The sequence below is a fragment of the Acidovorax sp. WCS2018Noco2-16 genome, from assembly GCF_031843945.1.
In the GTDB taxonomy this organism is placed as follows: Bacteria; Pseudomonadota; Gammaproteobacteria; order Burkholderiales; family Burkholderiaceae_C; genus Paracidovorax.
In genome coordinates, this window is sequence record NZ_JAVTJJ010000002.1 from 761,363 (window position 1) to 782,177 (window position 20,815).

The following is a 20,815-nucleotide window of genomic DNA, read 5'->3' on the forward strand; positions in this document are numbered from 1 at the left end:
GGGCTGTGCCGCTCAGGCACAGATGCGTTTCCATTATTCCAGCTACCCACCCAGCAAGGGATGCGCGACAGTCTGGGGCTTGTACTCCCACCGGACTTCTCTCATGCCGCTTTCCCTTCTGGCCCTGGCCGCCGGCGCCTTTGGCATCGGCACTACCGAATTCATCATCATGGGGCTGCTCACCCAGGTCGCGGGCGACCTGCAGATCTCCATTCCGGCCGCCGGCACGCTCATTTCGGGCTATGCCTTCGGCGTGGCCGTGGGCGCGCCGGTGCTCACGCTGCTCACGCGCCGCTGGCCGCGCAAGCGCCTGCTGCTGGCGCTGATGCTCATCTTCATCGCCGGCAACGCCGCCGCCGCGCTGGCGCCCAGCTATGGCTGGCTGATGGCCGCGCGCGTGCTGACCTCGCTGACGCATGGCACCTTCTTCGGCGTGGGCGCGGTGGTGGCGACCGGGCTGGTGGCGCCGGACAAGCGGGCCTCGGCCATCGCGCTGATGTTCTCGGGCCTGACGCTGGCCACGCTGCTGGGCGTGCCGGCCGGCGCGTGGATCGGCCAGCACCACGGCTGGCGCATGGCTTTCTGGGCCGTGGTGGTGGTCGGCGTGGCGGCCTTCACCATCCTGGCCGCGTTCGTGCCGAAAGACACCGGCCGCCCGCCCTTGGTGCCGCTGCGCCAGGAGCTGGCGGTGCTCGCGCGCGGCCCGGTCTGGTTGGGCCTGGGCGTCACCGTGTTCGGCTTTGCCGGCGTGTTCGCGCTCTACACCTATGTGGAGCCGCTGCTGACCCAGGTCACGCACATGGCCGGTGGCCTGGTCGCGCTGACGCTGCTGCTGTTCGGCGCAGGCCTGGCGGCCGGCAACCTGCTGGGCGGGCGGTTGGCGGACCGGGGCGTGGTGCGCGCCCTGCTGCTGTCGATTGGCGCACTGATGCTGGTGCTGGCCGCAGGCCGCTGGGCCTTCGGTGCACCGGGGGTGGCGATGGCGTATGTGGTGGTGCTGGGCACCGTGGCGTTCGCCACCGTGGCGCCGATGCAGATGCGGGTGCTGCAACAGGCGGGCGACAGCGGCGCCAACCTGGCGTCGAGCCTGAACATCGCTGCCTTCAACCTCGGCAACGCGCTGGGCGCGTGGGCGGGCGGCGTGGTGATTTCCGCCGGCCTGGGGCTGCTGTCCATCAGTTGGGCAGCGGCCGGGCTCACGGCCATCGGCTTGCTGCTGGCGCTGTGGAGCAGCCGGCGGCCAGTGGCTGCTGGGCCGGCGCTGGCGTCCTGCAGCTGAAAGCCGCGATCTAAGCGAAATGGTCGAACGACGCGTAGTGCTGCACCGGCAAGGCGCGGCCGGCTTCGTCCACCAGGCGCAGGCCGGCGCCGGCTTCGATGCGGCCGATGCGCGTGACGGGCGTGCCCGCCTGGTGCGCGGCGGCCAGCACGGCGGCCTGGCGTGCGGGCGGCGCAGTGAAGGCCAGCTCGTAGTCGTCGCCGCCGGCCAAGGTGCATTGGCGCAGAATTTCAAGGTCAAATTGGCCTCTAGCGCTTGATCCATAAGCGCTAGTAGCTATTAACTTAATAGCAACAGAAGCATCCAGGCAAGCACCCACGTTCGAGGCGGCCAGGATGTGGCCCAGGTCGCCCAGCAGCCCGTCGCTCACGTCGATGGCGCTGGTCGCCACGCCCTGCAGCGCCTGGCCCAGCGCCACGCGCGGGGTGGGCCGCTCCAGCCGCTGGCGTGCCGCGGCCAGTGCATCGGCCGGCAGGGCGATGCGGCCGCGCAGGGCTTCAAGCGCCAGCCGCGCGTCGCCCAGCGTGCCGCTGACCCACACGTCGTCGCTCGCGCGTGCGCCGCTGCGCAGCAGCGCCTGGCCGGGCGGCACTTCGCCAAACACGGTGATGCAGATGTTGAGCGGCCCGCCCGTGGTGTCGCCGCCCACCAATTCGCAGTCGTGCGCATCGGCCAGCGCCAGCAGCCCGCCGGCAAAGGCCTGCAGCCAGTCGGCGTCCACGCGCGGCAGCGACAGCGCCAGCGTGAAGGCCAGCGGGCGCGCACCGCAGGCGGCCAGGTCGCTCAGGTTCACGGCCAGCGCCTTGTGGCCCAGAGCGGCTGGATGAACGTCGGCAAAAAAATGGCGGCCTTCCACCAGCATGTCGCTGGACACGGCCAGCTGCATGCCGGGCGCAGGGGCCAGCAGAGCGCAGTCGTCGCCCACGCCCAGCGCGGCGCGGCGCACGGGACGCTGAAAGAACTGGCGGATCAGATCGAATTCACCCATGGAGCTGGTCTTGGTTGGAGAGGTGCGGAAGGCGCGTGGCCACAGGCGCGCATGGTACGGCGCCCCCGCGTCAACCGGCGGGTGGCGGCGGCGAATGGGCGCGGCGCCGGAAGGCCTCCGGCGAGTCGCCCAGGTGCCGACGGAACATGGCAATGAAGGCAGAGGTGCTGCCGTAGCCCAGATCGAGCGCGATGGCCTGCACGCTGCGTGTGCCCTGCAGCGCGTCGAGCGCACGCAGCAGGCGCAGCCGCTGGCACCAGGCGCCGAACGACATGCCCAGGTCGCGCTGGCAGCGCCGCGACAGCGTGCGCTCGGTGGTGTGCACGTCCTGCGCCCACTGCGCCAGCGGCTTGTCGCAGGCCGGGTTCTGCTGCAGCGCATCGAGCACCTGGCGCAAGGCGAGGTCTGCGGACAGCGGCAAATAGCTTTCCTGCGGGAGGCTCAGCGCCAACTCGTCCAGCAACACGTCGAAGAGCCGCTGGTGGGCGGCGGTCACCGGCACGTCGATGCCGCGCTGCTGCAGCGTGGCCAGCATGGTGCGCGGCAATGGCGCGATGGCCAGGGTGCAGGGCTCGCCCGGCATGCGCGCGCTGCGGGCCGCATCCAGGCACAGGGCGCCGAAGGAGCTTTCATGCCGCGCGCCGCCCACGTGCTCCACGCCCGGCGGTATCCAGATGCCGTGGCGCGGCGGCGCCAGGAAATGGCGGTCGGCCACGGTGATCTCGATCACGCCGCTGAAGGCGTAGATGAGTTCGCCCCAGCCGTGGCGCAGCGACGGATACACGCTGTGCGCGGCGATGGTGGCGGCCCGCAGATGCAGCGGCTGCGGCGCCTGGTCTGCGAACAGCGCGGGGATCGGTCGGGGATCGGCAGCACGCCGGCGACGGGCGGGCGCGGCTTGTCGGGATTGCGGCATGGGTTGTCCGGTGCGCTGCATCAGCTGCGAGCCGGCCATCCTAGACTGATCACCACCGTTCAACCAAGGAAACCCATGGCGCGCAAATCGATCGACGCATCCGCCGCAGCGCTGATGGTGCTGCTGTGCGCCTGCTGGGGTCTGCAGCAAGTGGCCATCAAGGCGGCAGCACCCGCTTTGCACCCAGTGCTGCAAGTGGGCTGGCGCTCGCTGATCGCCGCCGGGCTGCTGCTGGGGGTGATGGGCTGGCGCCGCGAGGGCTTCTCGCTGCGCGACGGGCGGCTTGGGCCCGGGCTGCTGGCCGGCTTGCTGTTCGCCGGCGAGTTCGTGCTGGTGTCGGTGGGCTTGCTGTACACCAGCGCATCGCACATGGTGGTGTTCCTCTACACCGCGCCGATCTTCACGGCGCTGGGCCTGCACTGGTGGGTGGCCGGCGAGCGGCTGTCGCGCTGGCAGTGGGTGGGCGTGCTGCTAGCCTTTGCCGGCATCGCCATCGCTTTTTCTGCCGGCTGGTCCGGCGCGGGGCCGGCTGCTGCGCACGGGCTGCTGGGTGATGTGCTGGGCGTGGGCGGGGCCGCGCTCTGGGCAGCCACCACGCTGGTGATTCGCGGCAGCTCGCTGTCGGAAGCGCCCGCGTCGCAGACCCTGCTGTACCAGCTGGTGGCGGCGGCCGTGGTGGGCCTGGGGCTGGGCCTGTGGTTGCAGGGTGCCGCGCCGCGCGAGCCCATGGCCGCCATCACCTGGGGCAGCCTGCTGTTTCAGTCGGTGGTTGTCACGTTCGCCAGCTTTCTGGTGTGGTTCTGGCTACTGCGGCGGTATCTGGCCTCGCGCCTGTCGGCGTTCTCGTTTCTCACGCCACTCTTCGGCGTGGGGTTCGGCGTGCTGCTGCTGGGTGAGCGGCTGGCGCCGCAGTTCATCGCAGGCGGCGTGCTGGTGCTGGCGGGCGTCGTGCTGGTGAACCTGCGGCGCTGAGCGCCGCGCGGTCAGCCCGGCGTGCCGCGAAACCGCTGCGCCGCCTGGCGGCTGACCTCGGCCAGCAACTGCTCTTCGCGCTGGCGCTCGCGCAGCCAGCGGGCGTCGTTCTGGCCGGCGGAGGCCTCGCTGTGCAGCATGTGCAGCGCGCCCGATGCACCATGCGCGCCGGCGTGGCGGGCGATGTGGTCGAAGGTGTGCAGGATGTGGTCGCGCAGCGGCATGTGGTCGCCGGTGGCCGGGTCGACATATACCGCCTCCATGCCGAAGCGGCACGCCTGAAAGCGGTTGTAGGTGTAGACGAGGTAGTCGTCTTCGGTGGGCGTGAAGGGTTGCTCGGCAAGGAACCATGCGCCCAGCGACTGCACGAAGGCCGACAGCGCAGCGGCCCGCTCGATGGTGAGCGGGGTATCGAACACGCGGATCTCGATGGTGCCGAACTCGGGCTTGGGGCGAATGTCCCAGTAGAAGTCCTTCATGCTCTTGACCACGCCGGTGCGGGTCATCTTGCCGAAGTACGTCTCGAAGTCTTTCCAGGTCAGCACCATGGGCGCGCGGCCCGACAGCGGAAAGGCAAACACCGAATTCAAACGCGCGGAATCAAAAGCCGTGTCCTGCCCCTGCACGTACGGGCTGGACGCCGACAGCGCGATGAAGTGCGGGATGTAGCGCGACATGCGGTGCAGCATCAGCAGCGCTTCGTCAGCGCCGGGGCAGCCGATGTGCACGTGCTGGCCGAAGATGGTGAACTGCTTGGACAGGTAGCCGTAGAGCTGCGACAGCTCCTGAAAGCGCGGCTTGTCGTAGATGCGGCGTTCGTGCCATTGCTGGAACGGGTGCGTGCCGCCACCCACCACGGCGATGTTGAGCTTGTCGGCGCTCTTGACCAGCGCGTCGCGGATCTGCGTGAGCTGCCCCAGCACCTCGTTGCCCGAATGGCAGATGCCCGTAGAGATCTCGATCATGCTGTTGGTCATCTCGGGCACCACGCTGCCGGGCAGCGGTTGCTTGGCCATCAGGCGCAGCATGTCCTCGGCATAGGGCGCCAAGTCGTAGTCGTGCGTGTTGACGAGCTGCAGTTCCAGCTCGACGCCCAGCGTCAGCGGCTCGGATGTGTGGAAGGCTTCAAGACTCACGGGGGGCTTCTCCGGCGGTAGGGGCGCTGCTGGTCGCGGTGTTGTTCTGGGCACCGGTGCTGCCGGTGCGTGCGGCCCGCGTCAGCGGCGCCCACGGCTTGGAGCTTTCGCCCGCGCGGTAGATGGCCACGGTGGCGATCACCGCGCCCAGCACCTCCATCAGCAAGATGGCGGGCAGCGCCACGCGGGCGATGAGGTGCCCGGTGGAGGCCGATGCCAGCACGAACTGCGACGCGATCAGCAGCGCGATGGAAGACATGGGTGTCATCGCGCAGCTAACCCAGAAGGCCTGCTGCCAGCTGGCACCGCTGCCCACGTTGCCCACGCCCACGCCAACGGCCTTGGCCACCAGGCGCACCACAATCAAGGCGAGCACCACGCCGGCCACCGGCCCGCTCCAGTCGGCCTGCGCAGCCACGGTGGACACCAGCACGAACATCAGCATGGTGAGCAGCGAAGAGGCCGTGCCCATCTGGCGCGGCCAAGCCCAGGGGCGCGGGTTCAACTGCTTGAGCAGCATGCCGCCCAGCAGCGCCGCCAACGGCGCCGAGCCGCCCATGAAGCCGGCCACCGTGGTGGTGGCCGCGATCAAGGTGAGCAGCAGCATGGACGTGTTCTCGCTGGCGGGGCTCATGAACCGCAGCGCCATGCGCAGCGCTAGCGCCAGCACCGCGCCCACGATGATCGACACGCCCAGCACCACCATCACGGGGTAGATGGTGTCGGCCAGGCGGGCGGCAGGTCGGTTGATGAGCTCGGCCTGCGCGCTGCCCAGCGTCAGCGCATACAGCGTGGACAAAGTGGCCAGCACGATGGCGCGGTCGGTCACGGGGCCGGCAGCGTTCGTGTCCTGCACCACGCGCGTCAGGATGGCGGGCGATGCGGCCAGCGCCACCAGCGCCAGCGGCCCGGCAACGCGCGCGGGCACGTCCAGCCACAGCAGCACCCAGTAGACGGCAAAGTAGGTGAAGGCCGATTCGGCCACGCTTTGCACCAGCACCATGGGGTTGTGGCGGAACCAGCGCAGCGGAATGCGCGCGCCGGCCTCGAACAGTACCAGCGCAATGCCAAGCTCCAGCAGGAAGAGTCCGATGCCTTGCAGCGGCCAAACAGCGCCGCTGAAGCCCAGCAAGCCGGCCACAGTGCCCACCAGCGTATAGCCCACCACCTTAGGCAGGCCGGTATGGCGTTGCACCAGATAGCCGGCCATGGCGGCGCCGGCCAGCAGCAGCGACCACTGCACGGTCGGCAGCCCCGCGGAGGGGCGCAACCACTGCGCCCAGAAGCTCATCAGCTCATTCATTTTTGAATCAATCCTCTTGGCAATCACGCAGGTTGTCTGCACCCGCTGTGGGATTCGAAAAAAGGCGCTCCCCAGCGCGCGCACTCGCCCATTTCGACAGTCGCCCGAATCTACCCGCCAAGCGCTTGTTTCACTGTAGGACGTGGACTGCGATGCCGAGTTGCGTATTTGGCGGCCAGGGCATGCATCAATCCCGTTCGGCGGGCACGGCGCGCACGCGCACCGGCATGAAGAAACTCAGCGGCGAGCGCCACAACCGCGCCCGCAGCGCGCGGTAGATCCGGGACTTTTCTCCGCCCGTTGCGTTCTCGGCACGCAGCGCGACCCGGAAGGCCAGGTAGAAGCTGACCGACACGTTCAGCGCACCGATCAGCGGCAGTGTGGCTGCCGCCCACCAGAAGGCCGAATCATGCAGCACGCCCATGCCCAGCGACGTGGCTGCGGCGCCCATCTGCCCCGTAGAGAGCGTGACATGGCGTGCATCCAGCCCCAGGCCGAAGAAGGTGGCAAAGGTGGGCACCAGGCCCAGCATGAAGCCCAGCGAAATGTTGGCCGCAAAGCCCGAGAGGTTGTCGCGCATGAACTGCGCCCAGCGTGCGGCGCGGGGCTTGCCCAGTAGGCGGGTGATGCGTGGGTTGTACTGGATGGCCGAGTCAAGCCGGTGCAGAACGAACCAGTTCTCTGCCCAGCCGGCGATGATGCTGGACGAGAACAGCAGCACGCCGGTAAAGGCCGCGAAGAACAGCGATGGTCCCAGTAGGTGCAGCGATTCGAGCACATGGCGGGCCTGCTGCGCGCTGATGGCCGGTGCACCGCTGAAGTGCGCAATCGCCCAGGTGATGCCGACCACGGCCGGAAACACCACCAGCACGTTGCCCAGCACGGCGGCCACCTGCGAGCGCACCAGGTGCGTCACCTCGTCCACGAAGGATTCCACGGCGGCATCGTCGTGCAGATCTTTCAGCTTGGCCGCCATGGCCGGCGCCGTCATGGCCGGCTGCTTGGTGGCCACCGTGAAATGCAGCAGCTGAATCAGCACGAAGCTCGCCGCGTAGTTGACGCCCGCCCAGAAACCGCCCCAGAAGGCCGACAGGGCCAGCGCGGCCAGGCCGAACTTCATCAGCGTGGTGAAGGCCATGACCAGGCCGCCGCCGGCCGCCTTGGCGAACATGGCGCGGTATTCGGCTCCGGTGCGCGTGATGTAGTGGCCGCCCGTCTCGGCGCTGCGCTCAGCCACCTTGGCGGCCAGCAGCGACGTGTTGGATCGCAGCAGCGCTCGCAGGCTGCGGCGCTCCCGGCCCACGTTGACCAGCCGCGCCATCAGCTGCGCGGCAGTCACGGCGGGCGTGGGTGACAGCACGCAGTCGAGCAGCGCTCGCACGCGAAGAATGCGCTCGCGCAACTGCCGCAGCCGAAACACCAGCCCCACCGAGATGCCGTTGTCGTCGAAGTGCGAATACACGGTGAAGGCTGCCGCGCGGCAGGCGTCCAGCCGGTCGCGCAGCCGCAGCACGGCCTCATCGAGCCGGTCGCTGGTACGCAGCTGGTGCAGCACCTCGACGCGCAGGCTTTCCACGTCGCGAATCAGTGCATGAAAGGGCTGCGCATCGCGTGCGGACTCGGTCATGCGCAGGCGCAACTCCGGCGCGAAGCCGGTGGACAGAATCTGCCCCGCGCAATAGGTGATCGCATCGAGCAGCGAGCGCTGCCAGCGGGTGGCACCCGGCTCGTCAGAGGGCGAGAGCACGGCGAGCAGGCGCGTCAGCAGTGGCTCGTCAAGCGCAGCCAGCCAGCGCGCGTCGAAGTCACTGGCCAGGGCCAGCATGAACAGCTCGGACGCGTCGATGGTCTCGGGGCTGGCCGGCAGCAATTTGTAGCGCAGGCGTTCACCGATTTCGCTGATCAATGCGGTGCGGGGTGCAAAGCCGAAGTCGGCCAGCAGCGTCGTGATGTCCACCGTTTCGATCAGCGCCGACCACCAGGCCTGCACGCGGGCCTGCAGCGGCGGGTCGTTCTCCACAGCCTTCACCAGCAATTGCAGGCGGCCCACCGCGCCCTCGACCGAGCGGCGGTCGCCGCGCACCCAGTCGAGCAAGGCAATCAGCCATAAATGCCGCTGCGCCAGCGACGCGGCCGGGTCGAGATCTGCGAGCAATTGCCCCAGATCGACGGCAGAACGCCTCAATGCAACACCCGGTGGGTCAGCGGCTGACCCGAGCTGCCATCGCCCACCGCTTCGAGTACGAAGAGGTCGACGGCACAGCTGAACGACTCCCCGTCTTCGGCCACGCAGAAATAGGTGCCGTGCATGCTGCCGCTGGCCGTGCGCAGACGGCAACCGCTGGTGTACTGGAACGCTTCGCCAGGCTTGAGCAGCGGCTGCTGCCCCACCACGCCCAGGCCCTTGACCTGTTCGGTGTGGCCGCGGGCGTCGCTGATGATCCAGTGACGCGATATGAGCTGCGCGGGAACGTCGCCAATGTTGGTGACGGTAATGGTGTAGGCGAAGCTGTACACGCCTTCGGAGGGCGAGGATTGCTCGGGCAGATACTCTGGCTGCACCTCGGCCTGGAACTGGTACTTCGGCATGGCGGCAATGGTAAGGGGTAAGTACGGGGACCGGCGCGGCAGTCAAAGGGAGGGGTCTGGCAACTGCGACAATCTCGGCATGAGCCGCCCCTACCGTATCGCCCCCTCGATTCTGTCCGCCGACTTTGCCCGCCTGGGCGACGAAGTGAAAAACGTCATCGCCGCTGGCGCTGACTGGATTCATTTCGACGTGATGGACAACCACTATGTGCCCAACCTGACGTTCGGCCCGATGATCTGCCAGGCACTCAAGCCCCATGCCAAGACGGCGGAAGGCACCGCAGTGCCCATCGACGTGCACCTGATGGTGCAGCCGGTCGATGCGCTGGCTGCCGCTTTCGCGGACGCGGGCGCCGACTACATCAGCTTTCACCCCGACGCGTCCGGCCACGTGCACCGCAGCATTCAGGCCATCCGCTCGAAAGGCGTGAAGGCCGGACTGGTGTTCAACCCGGCCGCGCCGCTGGACGTGCTGGACTGGGTGATCGACGACATCGACCTGATTCTGATCATGAGCGTGAACCCCGGTTTTGGCGGGCAGAGCTTCATCGACTCGGCTCTGCGAAAAACCGAAGCCGTCCGGCGCCGCATCGAGGCGAGCGGCAAGGACATTCGCCTGGAAGTCGATGGCGGCATCAAGGAAACGAATATTCGCCAAGTGGCAGACGCGGGTGCGGACACTTTCGTGGCGGGCAGCGCGATCTTCGGCAAGCCGGACTATCGCAGCGTTATTGACGCAATGCGCACTGCACTGGGCTGACGTGAGTGCCATCACACCCGGCAGGCCCTTGAGCAGCCCGCGCCAGGTGTGATCCTTTAGCGCGGCGAGGCCGGAACAGTCGTCACCGTCTCGCGCAGCACGCCGCCGCCACTCACCGAGCCTTCCGTGGCGCCCCCACGAACCCGATCCACGCACGCCGCCTTGTCCGCCGCGTCGGTGAACGTGGAACAGCGCTGCAGAGCATTGTTTTCGTAGTTGCCTGGCTGCACGCTCGTCAACTGGCCGGTGCGCGCAGCCTGCTGGGCTGCGCCGGCTTCATGAATGCAGGCCGCCTTGCTCTCAGGCGAGCTGATCTGGGCGCATGCCGCGCGATCCTGCTGGTAGGTGCTGCTGCGCGCGCCGTCGCCCTGCGCGGAATGGGCAACGCCTGCAGCGGCAAGCAGAACGACGGGAAGACAACGAACGAGGTGGTGCAGTCGCATGGCGAATCCTTGGGTCGAGTGGTGATAAGTTGCCACCAGCCTAGGTGCCAGGCCCCGCACACGCTGTCGGACGGATCAGACAGCGTATGCCGGCCATGGCGATGCATCAGCGTGCACTTCTCAGGCAAGTCCATGGGCAACCCCATCGGCACGTCGGCAAAGCGAACAACAGGGCCAAGACCAGTGAGGCAGGCTGATAAAGCCTCCTTAAGCCATGCTGGCCCGGTGCGCCGCCACGCCAGCCATGGCCCCATCGGCCACTGCCAGGGCAATGTTGCCCGCACCTCGGGCCGCATCTCCGCAGGCGAATACCCGGGGCACGGAAGTCTGCTGAAAAGCGTCTACTTGAATGAAAGGCCCCATGGGCCCTTCTGCGATCGCGCAGCCAAGCTGCACAGCGACCGGGCTGGCGATGGAGGTGCGCGGCTGGGTGAAGAGGCCGTTCATCTTGAGCACCCGTCCGTCGGTCAGTAACACGTCCGCCACGCCGTCGATGCGCGCGATGGGCGTGGCCTCCACAGCGGTGCCACGGCGCGCCAACGTGGCCAGATCCTCCTGGGTCGGCTGGTAAGCGCCATGGAGAAACAACGTGGGCTGCCCCCAGTCGGGCAGCATGATGGCGTGATGCTGCGCCGTGGCGGACCAGGCGACGATGCCTATCGCCCCCGCATCCAGCTCGTAGCCGTGGCAGTAGGGGCAATGGAACACGCTGCGCCCCCAACGCTGTGCCAGTCCGGGCACGGGCGGCAGCTCGTCACGCACCCCTGTGGCCAACACCAGCTGCCTGGCGCGGAGCGTCTCATCACGCACCTGAAACGCGAAGCGTCCATCATCTGCCAGGCTCGCATTCTCGGCCGTGCCTTCCAGCCATTGCACCGTGGGGTAATGCATCAACTGGCGCCGCGCCTCGGCGGCAATGGCACCGGGCGCCTCGCCATCGCGCGACAGGAAGCCGTGCGAGGTTCCACCCACTGCGTCCACGAAGCGATTGCGCCGCTGGCCGGCATCCACGACCAGTACCTGCCTTCGAGCGCGAGCCAATTGCAGCGCGGCCGACAAGCCCGCGTAGCTGCCGCCGATGACAGCGAAATCCGTTTCAATCATGGTGATGGTCTTCCAGGCGATGGAGTGCGAGGGCGCCTGCGCGCTGGCGGCGACGCAGGCGGTTGTTGAATCCACGCGACAGCTCCGCCAACGTGATGCCGTCCAGGCGAGCCAGCAGATCAGCCTCTGCCTGGCGCATCGCGGCCTGCAGCGACTCGTTCACGATCTGGGCCACCAGGCACTCGGGCCGGTCTTCACGAAAGCCCAGCGACACCAGGGCCGGCGCGCCCAGCGCTACATGCACGTCGCGCAGGGTGACGCTCTCCAGCGGCACTGCGACGACCCAGCCCCCGCCATGGCCTTTTTCGGAAGTGACGAAGCCCGCGTTGCGCAGACCGCCCATCAGGCGACGGAGTACGACCGGGTTGGTCCCCATCGCGGCCGCAAGCACCTCGGAGGTCATGGGTCGCTCGGCCTGCGCCATGTGCAAGAGCACATGCAGCACGTCGGAAAGCTGGCTATTGCGCGTACTGGTGTGTAGGCCTTCGCGTTTCATGCAACTATTTTAGTTGCATGACTTTAACCTTGCGATGCAGCGGGCCAATCAACGCTCTTCACGCCAACTTTTCAGTAGCCGCCTTGAACGAAAGAGTTGGCACAGGCGCCTCCACTGGAGACAACCTCAGCGCACCATGCAAGGCCGCTTGTTGTCGAACTTCCAGCCGGGAATCAGGTACTGCATGCCCTGCGCGTCGTCACGCGAACCCAGGCCGTGCTGCAGATACAGCTGGTGCGCGCGTTCGACGGCTTCCATGTCCAGCTCAAGCCCCAAGCCGCCACGCTGCGGAAGCTCGACATAACCGCCCTTGATCTGTAGCGGGTTCTTGGTCAGGCACTGGCCGTCCTGCCAGATCCAGTGCGTGTCGATGGCTGTGACCCGGCCCGGTGCCGCGGCCCCCACATGCGTGAACATGGCCAGGGACACGTCGAAGTGGTTGTTGGAATGCGATCCCCAGGTCAGCCCGAAGGCCTGGCAGAGCTGCGCCACACGCACCGAGCCCGCCATGGTCCAGAAGTGGGGGTCGGCCAGGGGAATGTCCACCGACTGCAGCGACAGCGAATGCGCCATCTGGCGCCAGTCGGTGGCGACCATGTTGGTGGCGGTGGGCAGGCCGGTGGCGCGGCGGAATTCCGCCATCACTTCGCGGCCCGAAAAGCCCTCTTCCGCGCCGCAGGGGTCTTCGGCGTAAGCCACCACGCCATGCAGATCGCGCATCAGGCGAATGGCGTCTTTCAGCAGCCAGCCGCCGTTGGGGTCGAGTGTGACGCGTGCCTGCGGAAAGCGCTCGTGCAGCGCACGCACGGCTTCCACTTCTTCTTCGCCGCGCAGCACGCCACCCTTGAGCTTGAAGTCCTCGAATCCATAACGTTCGTGCGCGGCTTCGGCCAGTCGCACGATGGCTTCGGGCGTCATGGCCTTTTCATGGCGCAGGCGCTGCCAGTCGTTGCTGGCTCCGGCGTCGGACTGGTAAGGCAGGTCGGTGAGTTCGCGGTCGCCGACGTAGAACAGGTAGCCCAGCATCTGCACCGAGGTGCGCTGAACGCCCTCGCCCAGCAGCGCGGCGACGGGCACGCCCAGGTGCTGGCCCAACAGGTCGAGCAGCGCCGACTCGGCGGCGGTGACTGCGTGGATGGCGGTGCGCAGATCGAAGGTCTGCAGTCCGCGCCCGCCGGTGTCACGGCTCTCGAACTCCTTGCGCATGGCATTGAGCACGGCGTTGTAGTTGCCCACGGGCTGACCGACGATCAACGAACGGGCGTCTTCCAGCGTCTGGCGAATCTTCTCGCCACCAGGCACTTCGCCCACGCCAACATGGCCGGAGTTGTCGGTCAGCACCAGCAGGTTGCGTGTGAAGAACGGGGCGTGCGCGCCGCTCAGGTTGAGCAGCATGCTGTCATGGCCCGCCACGGGGATGACGCGCAACTGGGTCACGACGGGCGTAGAGGACGTTGAGTGTGTGGAGTGAGAAGACGTCATGGTGCAACGAGGCTCCGAGGAGGGAAATGGCTCGACGGACGCGTCGAGCCTGGGATTTGTTGACTGGCGATCCTTCAATTGGCCGTGATGCCGCCGGTGTCGATCACCTGCTTCCAGCGGGCGAATTCCTTGGCCTGGAACTGCGTGAACTGCTCAGGGGTGTTGCCGACGATCTCCAGCCCCGCGTCGGTGAACTGCTTGGTCAAGGCCGGGTCTTTCAGCGCCTTCACGATACCAGCGTGCAGCTTGGCTTTCACGTCCGCAGGCAGGTTCTTGGGCGTGGCAATGCCCTGCCACGCATAGACGTCGAGCCCCTGCACGCCGGCTTCGGCCATGGTGGGCACGTCAGGCAGTACGGGCGAGCGCTTGTCACCGGTCACCGCGATGGCCTTGAGCTTGCCCGAGCGGATGTGCTGGATGACCGTGTTCACGTTCTGGAACGACATGTCGACCTGGCTGCCCAGCAGGTCCGTGACCGCCGGCGCGCCGCCCTTGTAGGGAATGTGCAGGCCCTTGGTTCCCGTTTTCTGCCAGAACAGCTCGGCGGTCAGGTGGTCGGACGAGCCCGCACCCGACGTCGCAAAGCTGACGGTGCCCGGCTTGGCCTTGAGCAGGGCGATCGCGTCCTGCACGCTGTTCACCTTGGGCGCCAGCGCCGGATTGACCACAAGCACGTTGGGCGTCTGCACGGCAATGGTCAGGTAGGTGAAGTCCTTGAGCGGGTCGTACGGCAGGCCCTTGATGAGATGCGGCGCCACGACGAACGGCGCCAGCGAGGCCACCAGCAGCGTGTAGCCGTCACCCGGCGCACGAGCCACCTGGGTGGCGCCGATGCTGCCCGTGGCGCCGGCCTTGTTGTCGACCACGAAGGATTGCTTGAACTGCTCGCCCAGGTGGTTGCTCACTGCGCGGGCGATGGTGTCGGTGGAGCCGCCTGCGGGAAACGGAACGATGACCGTCACCGGCTTGTCGGGCCAGGCCCAGGCCGACGTGGCGACGCAAAGGGTCGCGAGGCCGGCGCAGATTGCGGTCTTGGCAGTACTGAGCACGTTCATGGAAGGTCTCCGTTGGATTTGATGGGGCAGGCAAGCAAGCCGGAACCACCTGGATGAAAGTTAACGATAACAATCGGCAGATGTCGCATTGTTAACGTGAACATTCTGTGAGTCATGAGTGTTTACCCGAATCGAAGCAAGGCGCTTGGGATCTAACGGCGCGCATGGAAAAGTGTTCCCTACAATCGCCACGCCTCCTCGCCTTCGATGGAGGTTCTCAGCGATCGACCTCTGCAGCGCAGTGCCTGCGCCCCCATGAACTCACCCAGAAAACCCGCCACCGTTCAGGACGTCGCAGCACTGGCAGGCGTGTCGGCCATGACGGTGTCCAGAGCGCTGAACGCGCCCCAGAAGGTAACCCCGGACACGCTGGCGCGCGTGCGGGCTGCGGTCGATCAGCTGGGCTATGTTCCCAACGCCATGGCCAGCGGGCTGCGCAACGCACGGGCGCGCATGGTCGCGGCCCTGCTGCCTACGCTGGTCGGCCCCGTGTTCCAGGAGCTGGTCGAATCCTTGGCTGCATCGCTCAACCGCAACGGCTACCAGCTGATGATCGGCCAGGCCGGATACGACGCTGCGCAGGAAGAGTCGTGGATCAGGGCCGTCATCCAGCGCCGGCCGGACGGCATCGTGCTGGTGGGCGTGGTGTCGTCTCCCGGCGCCCGCAATGCCCTGCTGGCCTCGAACATCCCCGTGGTGGAGACCTGGGACTTCACCGACGACCCGGTCGATATGCTGGTCGGCTTCTCCCACGTCGCGCTGGGAGAGTTCGTGGCGCAGTTCCTGTACGACCAGGGTCATCGACACGTCGCCATCATCACCGGGGACGACGCCCGTGCGCGCGCCCGCGCTAACGCATTCATCGCGAAGTCGAAAGCACTCGGCGCCAGCTCCGCACATTGTTTCTTCACCAAGGCGCCCAGCACCCTGGGCGCAGGGCGCCAGGGACTGGCGAATCTGATCAGCACCGCACCGGGCATCTCTGGCGTGTTCTGCAGCTCGGACAGCCTCGCGCTGGGCGCGTCAATCGAGGCGCAGCATCAGGGCATCGCCGTTCCAGCACAGCTGGCCATCGTCGGAATGGGCGACCAGAGCTTTGCGCAAGATGCCCAGCCCGCACTGACGACGGTGCGGCTGGACGGCACCCGCATCGGCGAGCTGGCGGCCGAGTTGATGATGGCGCGGGCCGAGGGCCGGCCCATCGAGCACCGCATCGTGAACGTCGGCTTCAACATCGTCGTGCGCAGCAGCACGTAGGCCGGCCGCAGAGACCCGCCACTGCCAGCAGGACTTGGATTCGCGCTGGCTTACGATCCCATTTCGCCTCCATTCCTTCCAGGCCGATCTCGTGACCCAGAACATCCTTCCGCTGAACCCCACCGCTTTCGATGCCGCCATCGTCGACCTGGACGGCACCATGGTCGACACACTGGGCGACTTCGCCGAAGCGCTCCATCGCATGCTGAGCGATCTTCTATTACCACCCATCGATGCGGCGCACATCGAAGGCATGGTGGGCAAGGGCTCCGAGAACCTGCTGCGTTCAGTGCTAAAACACGTGCTAGCGCTTGATGGTCAAGCGTTTAGTGCTATCAAAGTTGAAGAAATGTACCCCGCTGCGTGGGACAGCTACCAGCGCCACTACCTGCAGATCAACGGCCAGCATTCGGCGGTGTATGCCGGCGTGATACAGGGCCTGCAGGCGCTGCGCGGCGCCGGCCTGCGCCTGGCATGCCTGACCAACAAGCCCACGGACTTCGCCGTGCCGCTGCTACAAGCCAAGGGTCTTCACGGCTACTTCGACCAGGTGTTTGGCGGGGACGCTTTCGAGCGCAAGAAGCCCGACCCCTTGCCGCTGCTCAAGACCTGCGAAGCCCTGGGCACAGCGCCTGCTCGCACCTTGATGATCGGCGACTCCAGCAACGACGCGCAGGCCGCGCGCGCCGCCGGCTGCCCGGTGGTGCTGGTCACCTACGGCTACAACCACGGCCAGCCCGCGCGTGACGTGGATGCCGACGGATTCGTGGATGCGCTGATGGAATTGCTGCCCGGCTGATGCGCCCTGCCCGGTTGCTCTGCATCCGTGTTTCAGTCATGGGCCGACCGGCTTGCCCAGCAATGCGTCCTTGAGCTGCCAGTCCGCCGGGCGCGGCCCCAGCCAGATGCCCAGCAGTGCATCGAAGAATTCCGGCTCCTTGAAGGCCTCGCCCTGCGGCTGGCCCTTCACGGTGATGATCGTACCGGTGCCGGGCAGCCAGTCCACCGTAAAGGTGTCGCCCGCCATCAGCTTCTTGTGCTCGGCAAAGATCTGCCCCATGCGCAGCACGCCGGGCACCAGGCGCGAGAAAGCGGCGCGGTCCATGTTGTCTTCCATGCCGCGAGAAAACAGCTTGCCCAATTCGGCCGAATCGATGTCGCGCAGCATGGTGATGGCCAGGCGCTTGGCGCCCCGCAGCGCGGCCACTTCAGCGGCGGAACCTGCAGGCTGCGGCAGATAGAGCCCGGCCGCATACACCTTGAAAACCGCCTTGTGGCGAATGCCTGCGCCGTTCAGGCGCAGCGCCTCGCCCTGCACCGTCACCGAAGGCTCGAAGCGGACACCGGAGACGGTGGTTACGGGCTGCGCTGTGGCGCAAAGCCCGGTCAGGCACGCGATAAGGCACACCGCGTGGCGGAAGAAAGACAACATGGGAAGACGCTCCTTGCAGAAAAAGAACGGTCGTTCTTTTTGGTGATTGTCCTGCGGACGCTGAACGCTCTGCAACAGGGTTTTCTCGCGGAGCGCGTACGCTGGCGGCGGCCGTGCAGCATAGCTTTGCTACACTTTGCGAGATGTTCATTCACCGCGTTTTCATTACAGGTTGCAGCGACCGGGGAGCCTGGCCCTGGCGTAAGCCACTCCTGTCTCACAACGCCTGACAGCACCTGGGTCACGTCCCAGCGTGCGCCCGTGGCCCCTTCGACTAGGCGGCCGACCCTTTGGAATGAACTGCGGCGCGGTGCACACACCGCCTTGGTTGCACGACACGTGCACGAGCCGCACGAGCTGGGAACTCTCCTGTGATCACAGAACTTGAATTCAAAAGCCTCGCCGGTGAAGGCTACAACCGCATTCCGCTGATGGCGGAAGCCTTTGCGGACCTGGAAACTCCTCTTTCCCTCTACCTCAAGCTGGCCCACGGCAACGGCGGCAGCCAATACAGCTTCTTGCTGGAATCGGTCGTCGGCGGCGAGCGCTTCGGGCGCTACAGCTTCATCGGCCTGCCGGCGCGCACGCTGCTGCGCACCACCGGCTTCGGCGACCAGGCGAAGACTGAGGTGGTGACCGATGGCCAGGTCGTGGAAACCGCGCCGGGCAACCCGCTGGACTTCATCGCCGCCTACCAGCAGCGCTTCAAGGTGGCGCTGCGCCCCGGCCTGCCACGCTTTTGCGGCGGCTTGGCTGGTTACTTCGGCTACGACGCGGTGCGCTACATCGAAAAGAAGCTGGAAAAGACCTGCCCGCCCGACACGCTGGGCTGCCCCGACATCCTGCTGCTGCAATGCGAAGAGCTGGCCGTCATCGACAACCTGTCGGGCAAGCTCTACCTCATCGTCTATGCCGACCCCGCACAGCCAGAGGCCTACGGCCGCGCCAAGAAGCGTTTGCGCGAGTTGAAGGAGCAGCTGAAGTATTCGGTCAGCGCCCCCGTCGTCAAACCCACCGAAAGCCACCCCGCGCAGCGCAGCTTCGCCAAGGCAGACTATCTGGCCGCGGTGGATCGCGCCAAAGAACTGATTGCCGCCGGCGACTTCATGCAAGTGCAGGTGGGCCAGCGCATCCACAAGCGCTACACCGAGAGCCCGCTGAGCCTGTACCGCGCTCTGCGTTCGCTGAACCCGTCGCCGTACATGTATTACTACCACTTCGGCGACTTCCACGTGGTGGGCGCCAGCCCCGAGATTCTGGTGCGCCAGGAGAGCACGCCCGAGGGCCAGAAGATCACCATCCGCCCGCTGGCCGGCACGCGCCCGCGCGGCGCCACGCCTGAAAAAGACAAAGCCACCGAGGTCGAACTCATCAACGACCCGAAGGAGCGCGCCGAGCACGTGATGCTGATCGACCTGGCCCGCAACGACATCGGCCGTATCGCCAAGACCGGCACCGTGAAGGTGACCGAGGCCTTTGCCGTGGAGCGCTACAGCCACGTGATGCACATCGTGAGCAACGTGGAAGGCATCCTCAACGACGGCATGACCAGCATGGACGTGCTGAAAGCCACCTTCCCGGCCGGCACGCTGACCGGCGCGCCCAAGGTGCATGCGATGGAACTGATCGACCAGTTCGAGCCGTCCAAGCGCGGCCTCTACGGCGGCGCCTGCGGCTACCTGAGCTATGCGGGCGACATGGACGTAGCCATCGCCATTCGCACCGGCATCATCAAGGACGGCACGCTCTACGTGCAGGCGGCAGCCGGCGTGGTGGCCGATTCGGTGCCCGAGCTGGAATGGAAGGAAACCGAGCACAAGGCCCGCGCCCTGCTGCGCGCGGCCGAACTCGTCGAGGAAGGCCTGGAATGACCACCACGACCCAGCCCGCCCGGGCCATCGACAGAACCCGGCCCTGCCGCAACATGGCCGAGGTGCGCGCCCAGGTGGATGCGCTCGACGACATCCTGGTGCCGCTGCTGGTCGAGCGCGGCGGCTACATGACGCAGGCCGCGCTGAACAAGCCGCTGCAGTCGCAGGTGCGTGATGAAGACCGCATCGAAACCATCGTCGCCCGCGTGCGCCAGCGCGCTGCGCAGGAAGGCGGCGAGCCCGACGTGATCGAGGCCATCTACCGCGCCATGATGGAGGCGTACATCGCCTACGAACACCGCGAATTCGACCGCCTGGCCGCCGCCGGCCACAAGGCACAGACCGAGGAAACCGCGCCATGACGACGACCACAACCAAGACGAAGCTGCTGATGGTCGACAACTACGACAGCTTCACCTACAACATCGTGCAGTACTTCGGCGAACTCGGCGCGGAGGTGGAAGTGTTCCGCAACGACGAGATCACGGTGGACGAGATCGCAAGGCGCCTGGCCGCCGGCCAGCTCGACCGGCTGGTGATTTCGCCCGGGCCGTGTTCGCCGGCAGAAGCGGGCATCTCGGTGGCCGCCATTCAGCACTTCGCAGGCAAGCTGCCGATTCTGGGCGTGTGCCTGGGCCACCAGGCCATCGGCGCGGCCTTCGGCGGCACCATCGTTCGCGCGCAAGAGCTGATGCACGGCAAGACCAGCGTCATCACCACCACGCAGCAAGGCGTGTTCGCCGGCCTGCCCGAGCAGTTCACCGTGAACCGCTACCACTCGCTGTCCATAGAACGCGCCAGCTGCCCCGACGTGCTGGCGGTGACGGCCTGGACGGATGACGGCGAGATCATGGGCGTGCGCCACAAAAGCCTGGACATTGAAGGCGTGCAGTTCCACCCGGAAAGCATCCTCACCGAACACGGCCACGCCATGCTGAAGAACTTCCTGGAACCGCGCGCATGACGGCAGCGCTGGGCCTCGATGCCCACCAGCTGCTGCTGTTCATCGCCGCCGGCTGGCTGCTGAACCTCACGCCCGGGCCGGACGTGTTCTACATCGTCACGCACGCGCTGCGCTCGGGCGCACGCGCGGGCATCGTGGCGGGGCTGGGCATTGCCGCCGGCTGCTGCGTGCACGTGGTGGCCGCAGCACTGGGCGTGGGTGCGCTGCTGGCCGCATCGGCCACCGCCTTCACCGTGCTCAAGTGGCTGGGCGCGGCCTACCTGCTGTGGATGGGCGTGCGCATGCTGCGCTCCCAACCCGGCACCGGGCTGGCCGCCGTGGCACGCGATGCACGCAGCGCCACTGCGGCGGCCACCCCGCTGCGCCAGGTCTTCCTAGGCGGCTTCTGGACGAACGTGCTCAACCCCAAGGTGGCGCTGTTCTTTCTGGCCTTCGTGCCGCAGTTCATCGCGCCCGGCGCCGAACACAAGACACTCGCCTTTCTGCTGCTGGGCCTGCTGTTCACCGTGAACGCCCTGCCCGTGTGCGCCGCCTGGGCGCTGGGCGCGGCCTGGGTGGCGCGGCGCGTGGGCGCGCTGCAGCAGCACATGCATTGGCTGGACCGCGCTGCCGGCGCCCTGTTCATCGCCTTCGGCATCAAGCTGGCGCTCACCGACCCGCCCACGCAATGAAGCACCCACTGAGCCGCTTCGCGCCATCCCCCTGTCCTGCACTGGCTTCGGCCGCGCCCCTAGCCTGCCATGCGCGCACGGCAATGCCTCACTGAAT

21 protein-coding genes are annotated in these 20,815 nt (G+C 67.0%); 9 read left to right on the forward strand and 12 right to left on the reverse strand.

The window, feature by feature from the left end:
- Positions 1-103 precede the first annotated feature (103 nt).
- Complete coding sequence (locus RQI28_RS08900) at positions 104-1,279, forward strand: MFS transporter (protein ID WP_311222928.1); 1,176 nt, start codon at positions 104-106, stop codon at positions 1,277-1,279.
- Positions 1,280-1,289: 10 nt separating this feature from the next.
- On the opposite strand, the gene thiL is transcribed toward RQI28_RS08900, so the two are convergent.
- Together thiL and RQI28_RS08910 are read right to left on the reverse strand one after the other, a co-directional pair.
- Entirely contained in the window at positions 1,290-2,267 is a 978-nt protein-coding gene (gene thiL / locus RQI28_RS08905; RefSeq protein ID WP_311222927.1) for a thiamine-phosphate kinase, read from the reverse strand.
- Between the two features lie 70 nt (positions 2,268-2,337).
- On the reverse strand, positions 2,338-3,183 hold the full coding sequence (locus tag RQI28_RS08910; RefSeq protein WP_311222926.1) for a helix-turn-helix transcriptional regulator: 846 nt from the start codon (positions 3,181-3,183) through the stop codon (positions 2,338-2,340).
- Positions 3,184-3,258: 75 nt separating this feature from the next.
- Here RQI28_RS08910 and RQI28_RS08915 point away from each other — a divergent pair, with 75 nt between their 5' ends.
- Entirely contained in the window at positions 3,259-4,155 is an 897-nt protein-coding gene (locus RQI28_RS08915; protein WP_311222925.1) for a DMT family transporter, read from the forward strand.
- A gap of 11 nt (positions 4,156-4,166) precedes the next feature.
- Here the strand turns inward: RQI28_RS08915 and RQI28_RS08920 are convergent, their stop codons facing one another.
- The 4 genes from RQI28_RS08920 to apaG form a co-directional block, all read right to left on the reverse strand.
- The gene (locus RQI28_RS08920; RefSeq protein WP_311222924.1) at positions 4,167-5,291 is read right to left on the reverse strand and encodes a YbdK family carboxylate-amine ligase; all 1,125 of its coding nucleotides are present in this window, start codon (positions 5,289-5,291) and stop codon (positions 4,167-4,169) included.
- A complete protein-coding gene (locus tag RQI28_RS08925; RefSeq protein WP_311222923.1) occupies positions 5,281-6,594 on the reverse strand; it encodes a cation:proton antiporter in 1,314 nt (437 codons plus the stop codon). Before RQI28_RS08925 ends, RQI28_RS08920 begins: the two co-directional genes overlap by 11 nt.
- A 187-nt stretch (positions 6,595-6,781) precedes the next feature.
- Entirely contained in the window at positions 6,782-8,779 is a 1,998-nt protein-coding gene (locus RQI28_RS08930; RefSeq protein ID WP_311222922.1) for a site-specific recombinase, read from the reverse strand.
- Positions 8,776-9,183, reverse strand: coding sequence for a Co2+/Mg2+ efflux protein ApaG (gene apaG, locus RQI28_RS08935; protein WP_311222921.1), 408 nt, complete (start codon positions 9,181-9,183; stop codon positions 8,776-8,778). The genes RQI28_RS08930 and apaG overlap by 4 nt, the downstream gene beginning before the upstream one ends.
- 79 nt (positions 9,184-9,262) lie before the next feature.
- Between apaG and rpe the strand changes: the two genes are divergently transcribed.
- Positions 9,263-9,943: a ribulose-phosphate 3-epimerase gene (gene rpe / locus RQI28_RS08940; protein ID WP_311222920.1), complete on the forward strand. Its 681-nt coding sequence runs from the start codon at positions 9,263-9,265 to the stop codon at positions 9,941-9,943.
- 56 nt (positions 9,944-9,999) lie between these two features.
- On the opposite strand, the gene RQI28_RS08945 is transcribed toward rpe, so the two are convergent.
- The 5 genes from RQI28_RS08945 to RQI28_RS08965 all read right to left on the reverse strand — a co-directional run bounded on the left by RQI28_RS08945 (position 10,000) and on the right by RQI28_RS08965 (position 14,523).
- Positions 10,000-10,386: a hypothetical protein gene (locus RQI28_RS08945; protein ID WP_311222919.1), complete on the reverse strand. Its 387-nt coding sequence runs from the start codon at positions 10,384-10,386 to the stop codon at positions 10,000-10,002.
- 207 nt (positions 10,387-10,593) lie between these two features.
- Positions 10,594-11,490 (reverse strand): NAD(P)/FAD-dependent oxidoreductase, encoded by an 897-nt coding sequence (locus RQI28_RS08950; protein WP_311222918.1) that lies wholly within the window; start codon positions 11,488-11,490, stop codon positions 10,594-10,596.
- On the reverse strand, positions 11,483-11,986 hold the full coding sequence (locus RQI28_RS08955) for an Rrf2 family transcriptional regulator (protein ID WP_311222917.1): 504 nt from the start codon (positions 11,984-11,986) through the stop codon (positions 11,483-11,485). Before RQI28_RS08955 ends, RQI28_RS08950 begins: the two co-directional genes overlap by 8 nt.
- A 126-nt stretch (positions 11,987-12,112) precedes the next feature.
- A complete protein-coding gene (gene gudD, locus RQI28_RS08960) occupies positions 12,113-13,468 on the reverse strand; it encodes a glucarate dehydratase (protein ID WP_311222916.1) in 1,356 nt (451 codons plus the stop codon).
- A gap of 74 nt (positions 13,469-13,542) precedes the next feature.
- The gene (locus tag RQI28_RS08965; RefSeq protein WP_311222915.1) at positions 13,543-14,523 is read right to left on the reverse strand and encodes a tripartite tricarboxylate transporter substrate binding protein; all 981 of its coding nucleotides are present in this window, start codon (positions 14,521-14,523) and stop codon (positions 13,543-13,545) included.
- Positions 14,524-14,778: 255 nt separating this feature from the next.
- Here RQI28_RS08965 and RQI28_RS08970 point away from each other — a divergent pair, with 255 nt between their 5' ends.
- Together RQI28_RS08970 and gph are read left to right on the forward strand one after the other, a co-directional pair.
- A complete protein-coding gene (locus RQI28_RS08970; RefSeq protein WP_311222914.1) occupies positions 14,779-15,780 on the forward strand; it encodes a LacI family DNA-binding transcriptional regulator in 1,002 nt (333 codons plus the stop codon).
- Positions 15,781-15,871: 91 nt separating this feature from the next.
- The gene (gene gph / locus RQI28_RS08975) at positions 15,872-16,579 is read left to right on the forward strand and encodes a phosphoglycolate phosphatase (protein WP_311222913.1); all 708 of its coding nucleotides are present in this window, start codon (positions 15,872-15,874) and stop codon (positions 16,577-16,579) included.
- A 36-nt stretch (positions 16,580-16,615) separates the two neighbouring features.
- Here the strand turns inward: gph and RQI28_RS08980 are convergent, their stop codons facing one another.
- Complete coding sequence (locus tag RQI28_RS08980; protein ID WP_311222912.1) at positions 16,616-17,212, reverse strand: chalcone isomerase family protein; 597 nt, start codon at positions 17,210-17,212, stop codon at positions 16,616-16,618.
- A 371-nt stretch (positions 17,213-17,583) separates the two neighbouring features.
- On the opposite strand from RQI28_RS08980, the gene trpE reads away from it, so the two are divergent.
- From trpE to RQI28_RS09000, 4 genes are read left to right on the forward strand one after another with little or no spacing between them, the layout of a single operon-like run.
- On the forward strand, positions 17,584-19,083 hold the full coding sequence (gene trpE, locus RQI28_RS08985; RefSeq protein ID WP_311222911.1) for an anthranilate synthase component I: 1,500 nt from the start codon (positions 17,584-17,586) through the stop codon (positions 19,081-19,083).
- Complete coding sequence (locus RQI28_RS08990) at positions 19,080-19,445, forward strand: chorismate mutase (RefSeq protein ID WP_311222910.1); 366 nt, start codon at positions 19,080-19,082, stop codon at positions 19,443-19,445. The genes trpE and RQI28_RS08990 overlap by 4 nt, the downstream gene beginning before the upstream one ends.
- Positions 19,442-20,047, forward strand: coding sequence for an aminodeoxychorismate/anthranilate synthase component II (locus RQI28_RS08995; protein WP_311222909.1), 606 nt, complete (start codon positions 19,442-19,444; stop codon positions 20,045-20,047). The genes RQI28_RS08990 and RQI28_RS08995 overlap by 4 nt, the downstream gene beginning before the upstream one ends.
- Positions 20,044-20,718 (forward strand): LysE family translocator, encoded by a 675-nt coding sequence (locus RQI28_RS09000; protein ID WP_311222908.1) that lies wholly within the window; start codon positions 20,044-20,046, stop codon positions 20,716-20,718. Before RQI28_RS08995 ends, RQI28_RS09000 begins: the two co-directional genes overlap by 4 nt.
- Positions 20,719-20,815: the final 97 nt, after the last annotated feature.

Bases quoted from the DNA above. Each gene is read 5' to 3' on its own strand.
- RQI28_RS08900 (WP_311222928.1), top strand. From the start codon at position 104: ATGCCGCTTTCCCTTCTGGCCCTGGCCGCCGGCGCCTTTGGCATCGGC.
- thiL (WP_311222927.1), bottom strand. From the start codon at position 2,267: ATGGGTGAATTCGATCTGATCCGCCAGTTCTTTCAGCGTCCCGTGCGC.
- RQI28_RS08910 (WP_311222926.1), bottom strand. From the start codon at position 3,183: ATGCCGCAATCCCGACAAGCCGCGCCCGCCCGTCGCCGGCGTGCTGCC.
- RQI28_RS08915 (WP_311222925.1), top strand. From the start codon at position 3,259: ATGGCGCGCAAATCGATCGACGCATCCGCCGCAGCGCTGATGGTGCTG.
- RQI28_RS08925 (WP_311222923.1), bottom strand. From the start codon at position 6,594: ATGAATGAGCTGATGAGCTTCTGGGCGCAGTGGTTGCGCCCCTCCGCG.
- apaG (WP_311222921.1), bottom strand. From the start codon at position 9,183: ATGCCGAAGTACCAGTTCCAGGCCGAGGTGCAGCCAGAGTATCTGCCC.
- rpe (WP_311222920.1), top strand. From the start codon at position 9,263: ATGAGCCGCCCCTACCGTATCGCCCCCTCGATTCTGTCCGCCGACTTT.
- RQI28_RS08945 (WP_311222919.1), bottom strand. From the start codon at position 10,386: ATGCGACTGCACCACCTCGTTCGTTGTCTTCCCGTCGTTCTGCTTGCC.
- RQI28_RS08950 (WP_311222918.1), bottom strand. From the start codon at position 11,490: ATGATTGAAACGGATTTCGCTGTCATCGGCGGCAGCTACGCGGGCTTG.
- RQI28_RS08955 (WP_311222917.1), bottom strand. From the start codon at position 11,986: ATGAAACGCGAAGGCCTACACACCAGTACGCGCAATAGCCAGCTTTCC.
- gudD (WP_311222916.1), bottom strand. From the start codon at position 13,468: ATGACGTCTTCTCACTCCACACACTCAACGTCCTCTACGCCCGTCGTG.
- RQI28_RS08965 (WP_311222915.1), bottom strand. From the start codon at position 14,523: ATGAACGTGCTCAGTACTGCCAAGACCGCAATCTGCGCCGGCCTCGCG.
- RQI28_RS08970 (WP_311222914.1), top strand. From the start codon at position 14,779: ATGAACTCACCCAGAAAACCCGCCACCGTTCAGGACGTCGCAGCACTG.
- RQI28_RS08980 (WP_311222912.1), bottom strand. From the start codon at position 17,212: ATGTTGTCTTTCTTCCGCCACGCGGTGTGCCTTATCGCGTGCCTGACC.
- RQI28_RS08990 (WP_311222910.1), top strand. From the start codon at position 19,080: ATGACCACCACGACCCAGCCCGCCCGGGCCATCGACAGAACCCGGCCC.
- RQI28_RS08995 (WP_311222909.1), top strand. From the start codon at position 19,442: ATGACGACGACCACAACCAAGACGAAGCTGCTGATGGTCGACAACTAC.
- RQI28_RS09000 (WP_311222908.1), top strand. From the start codon at position 20,044: ATGACGGCAGCGCTGGGCCTCGATGCCCACCAGCTGCTGCTGTTCATC.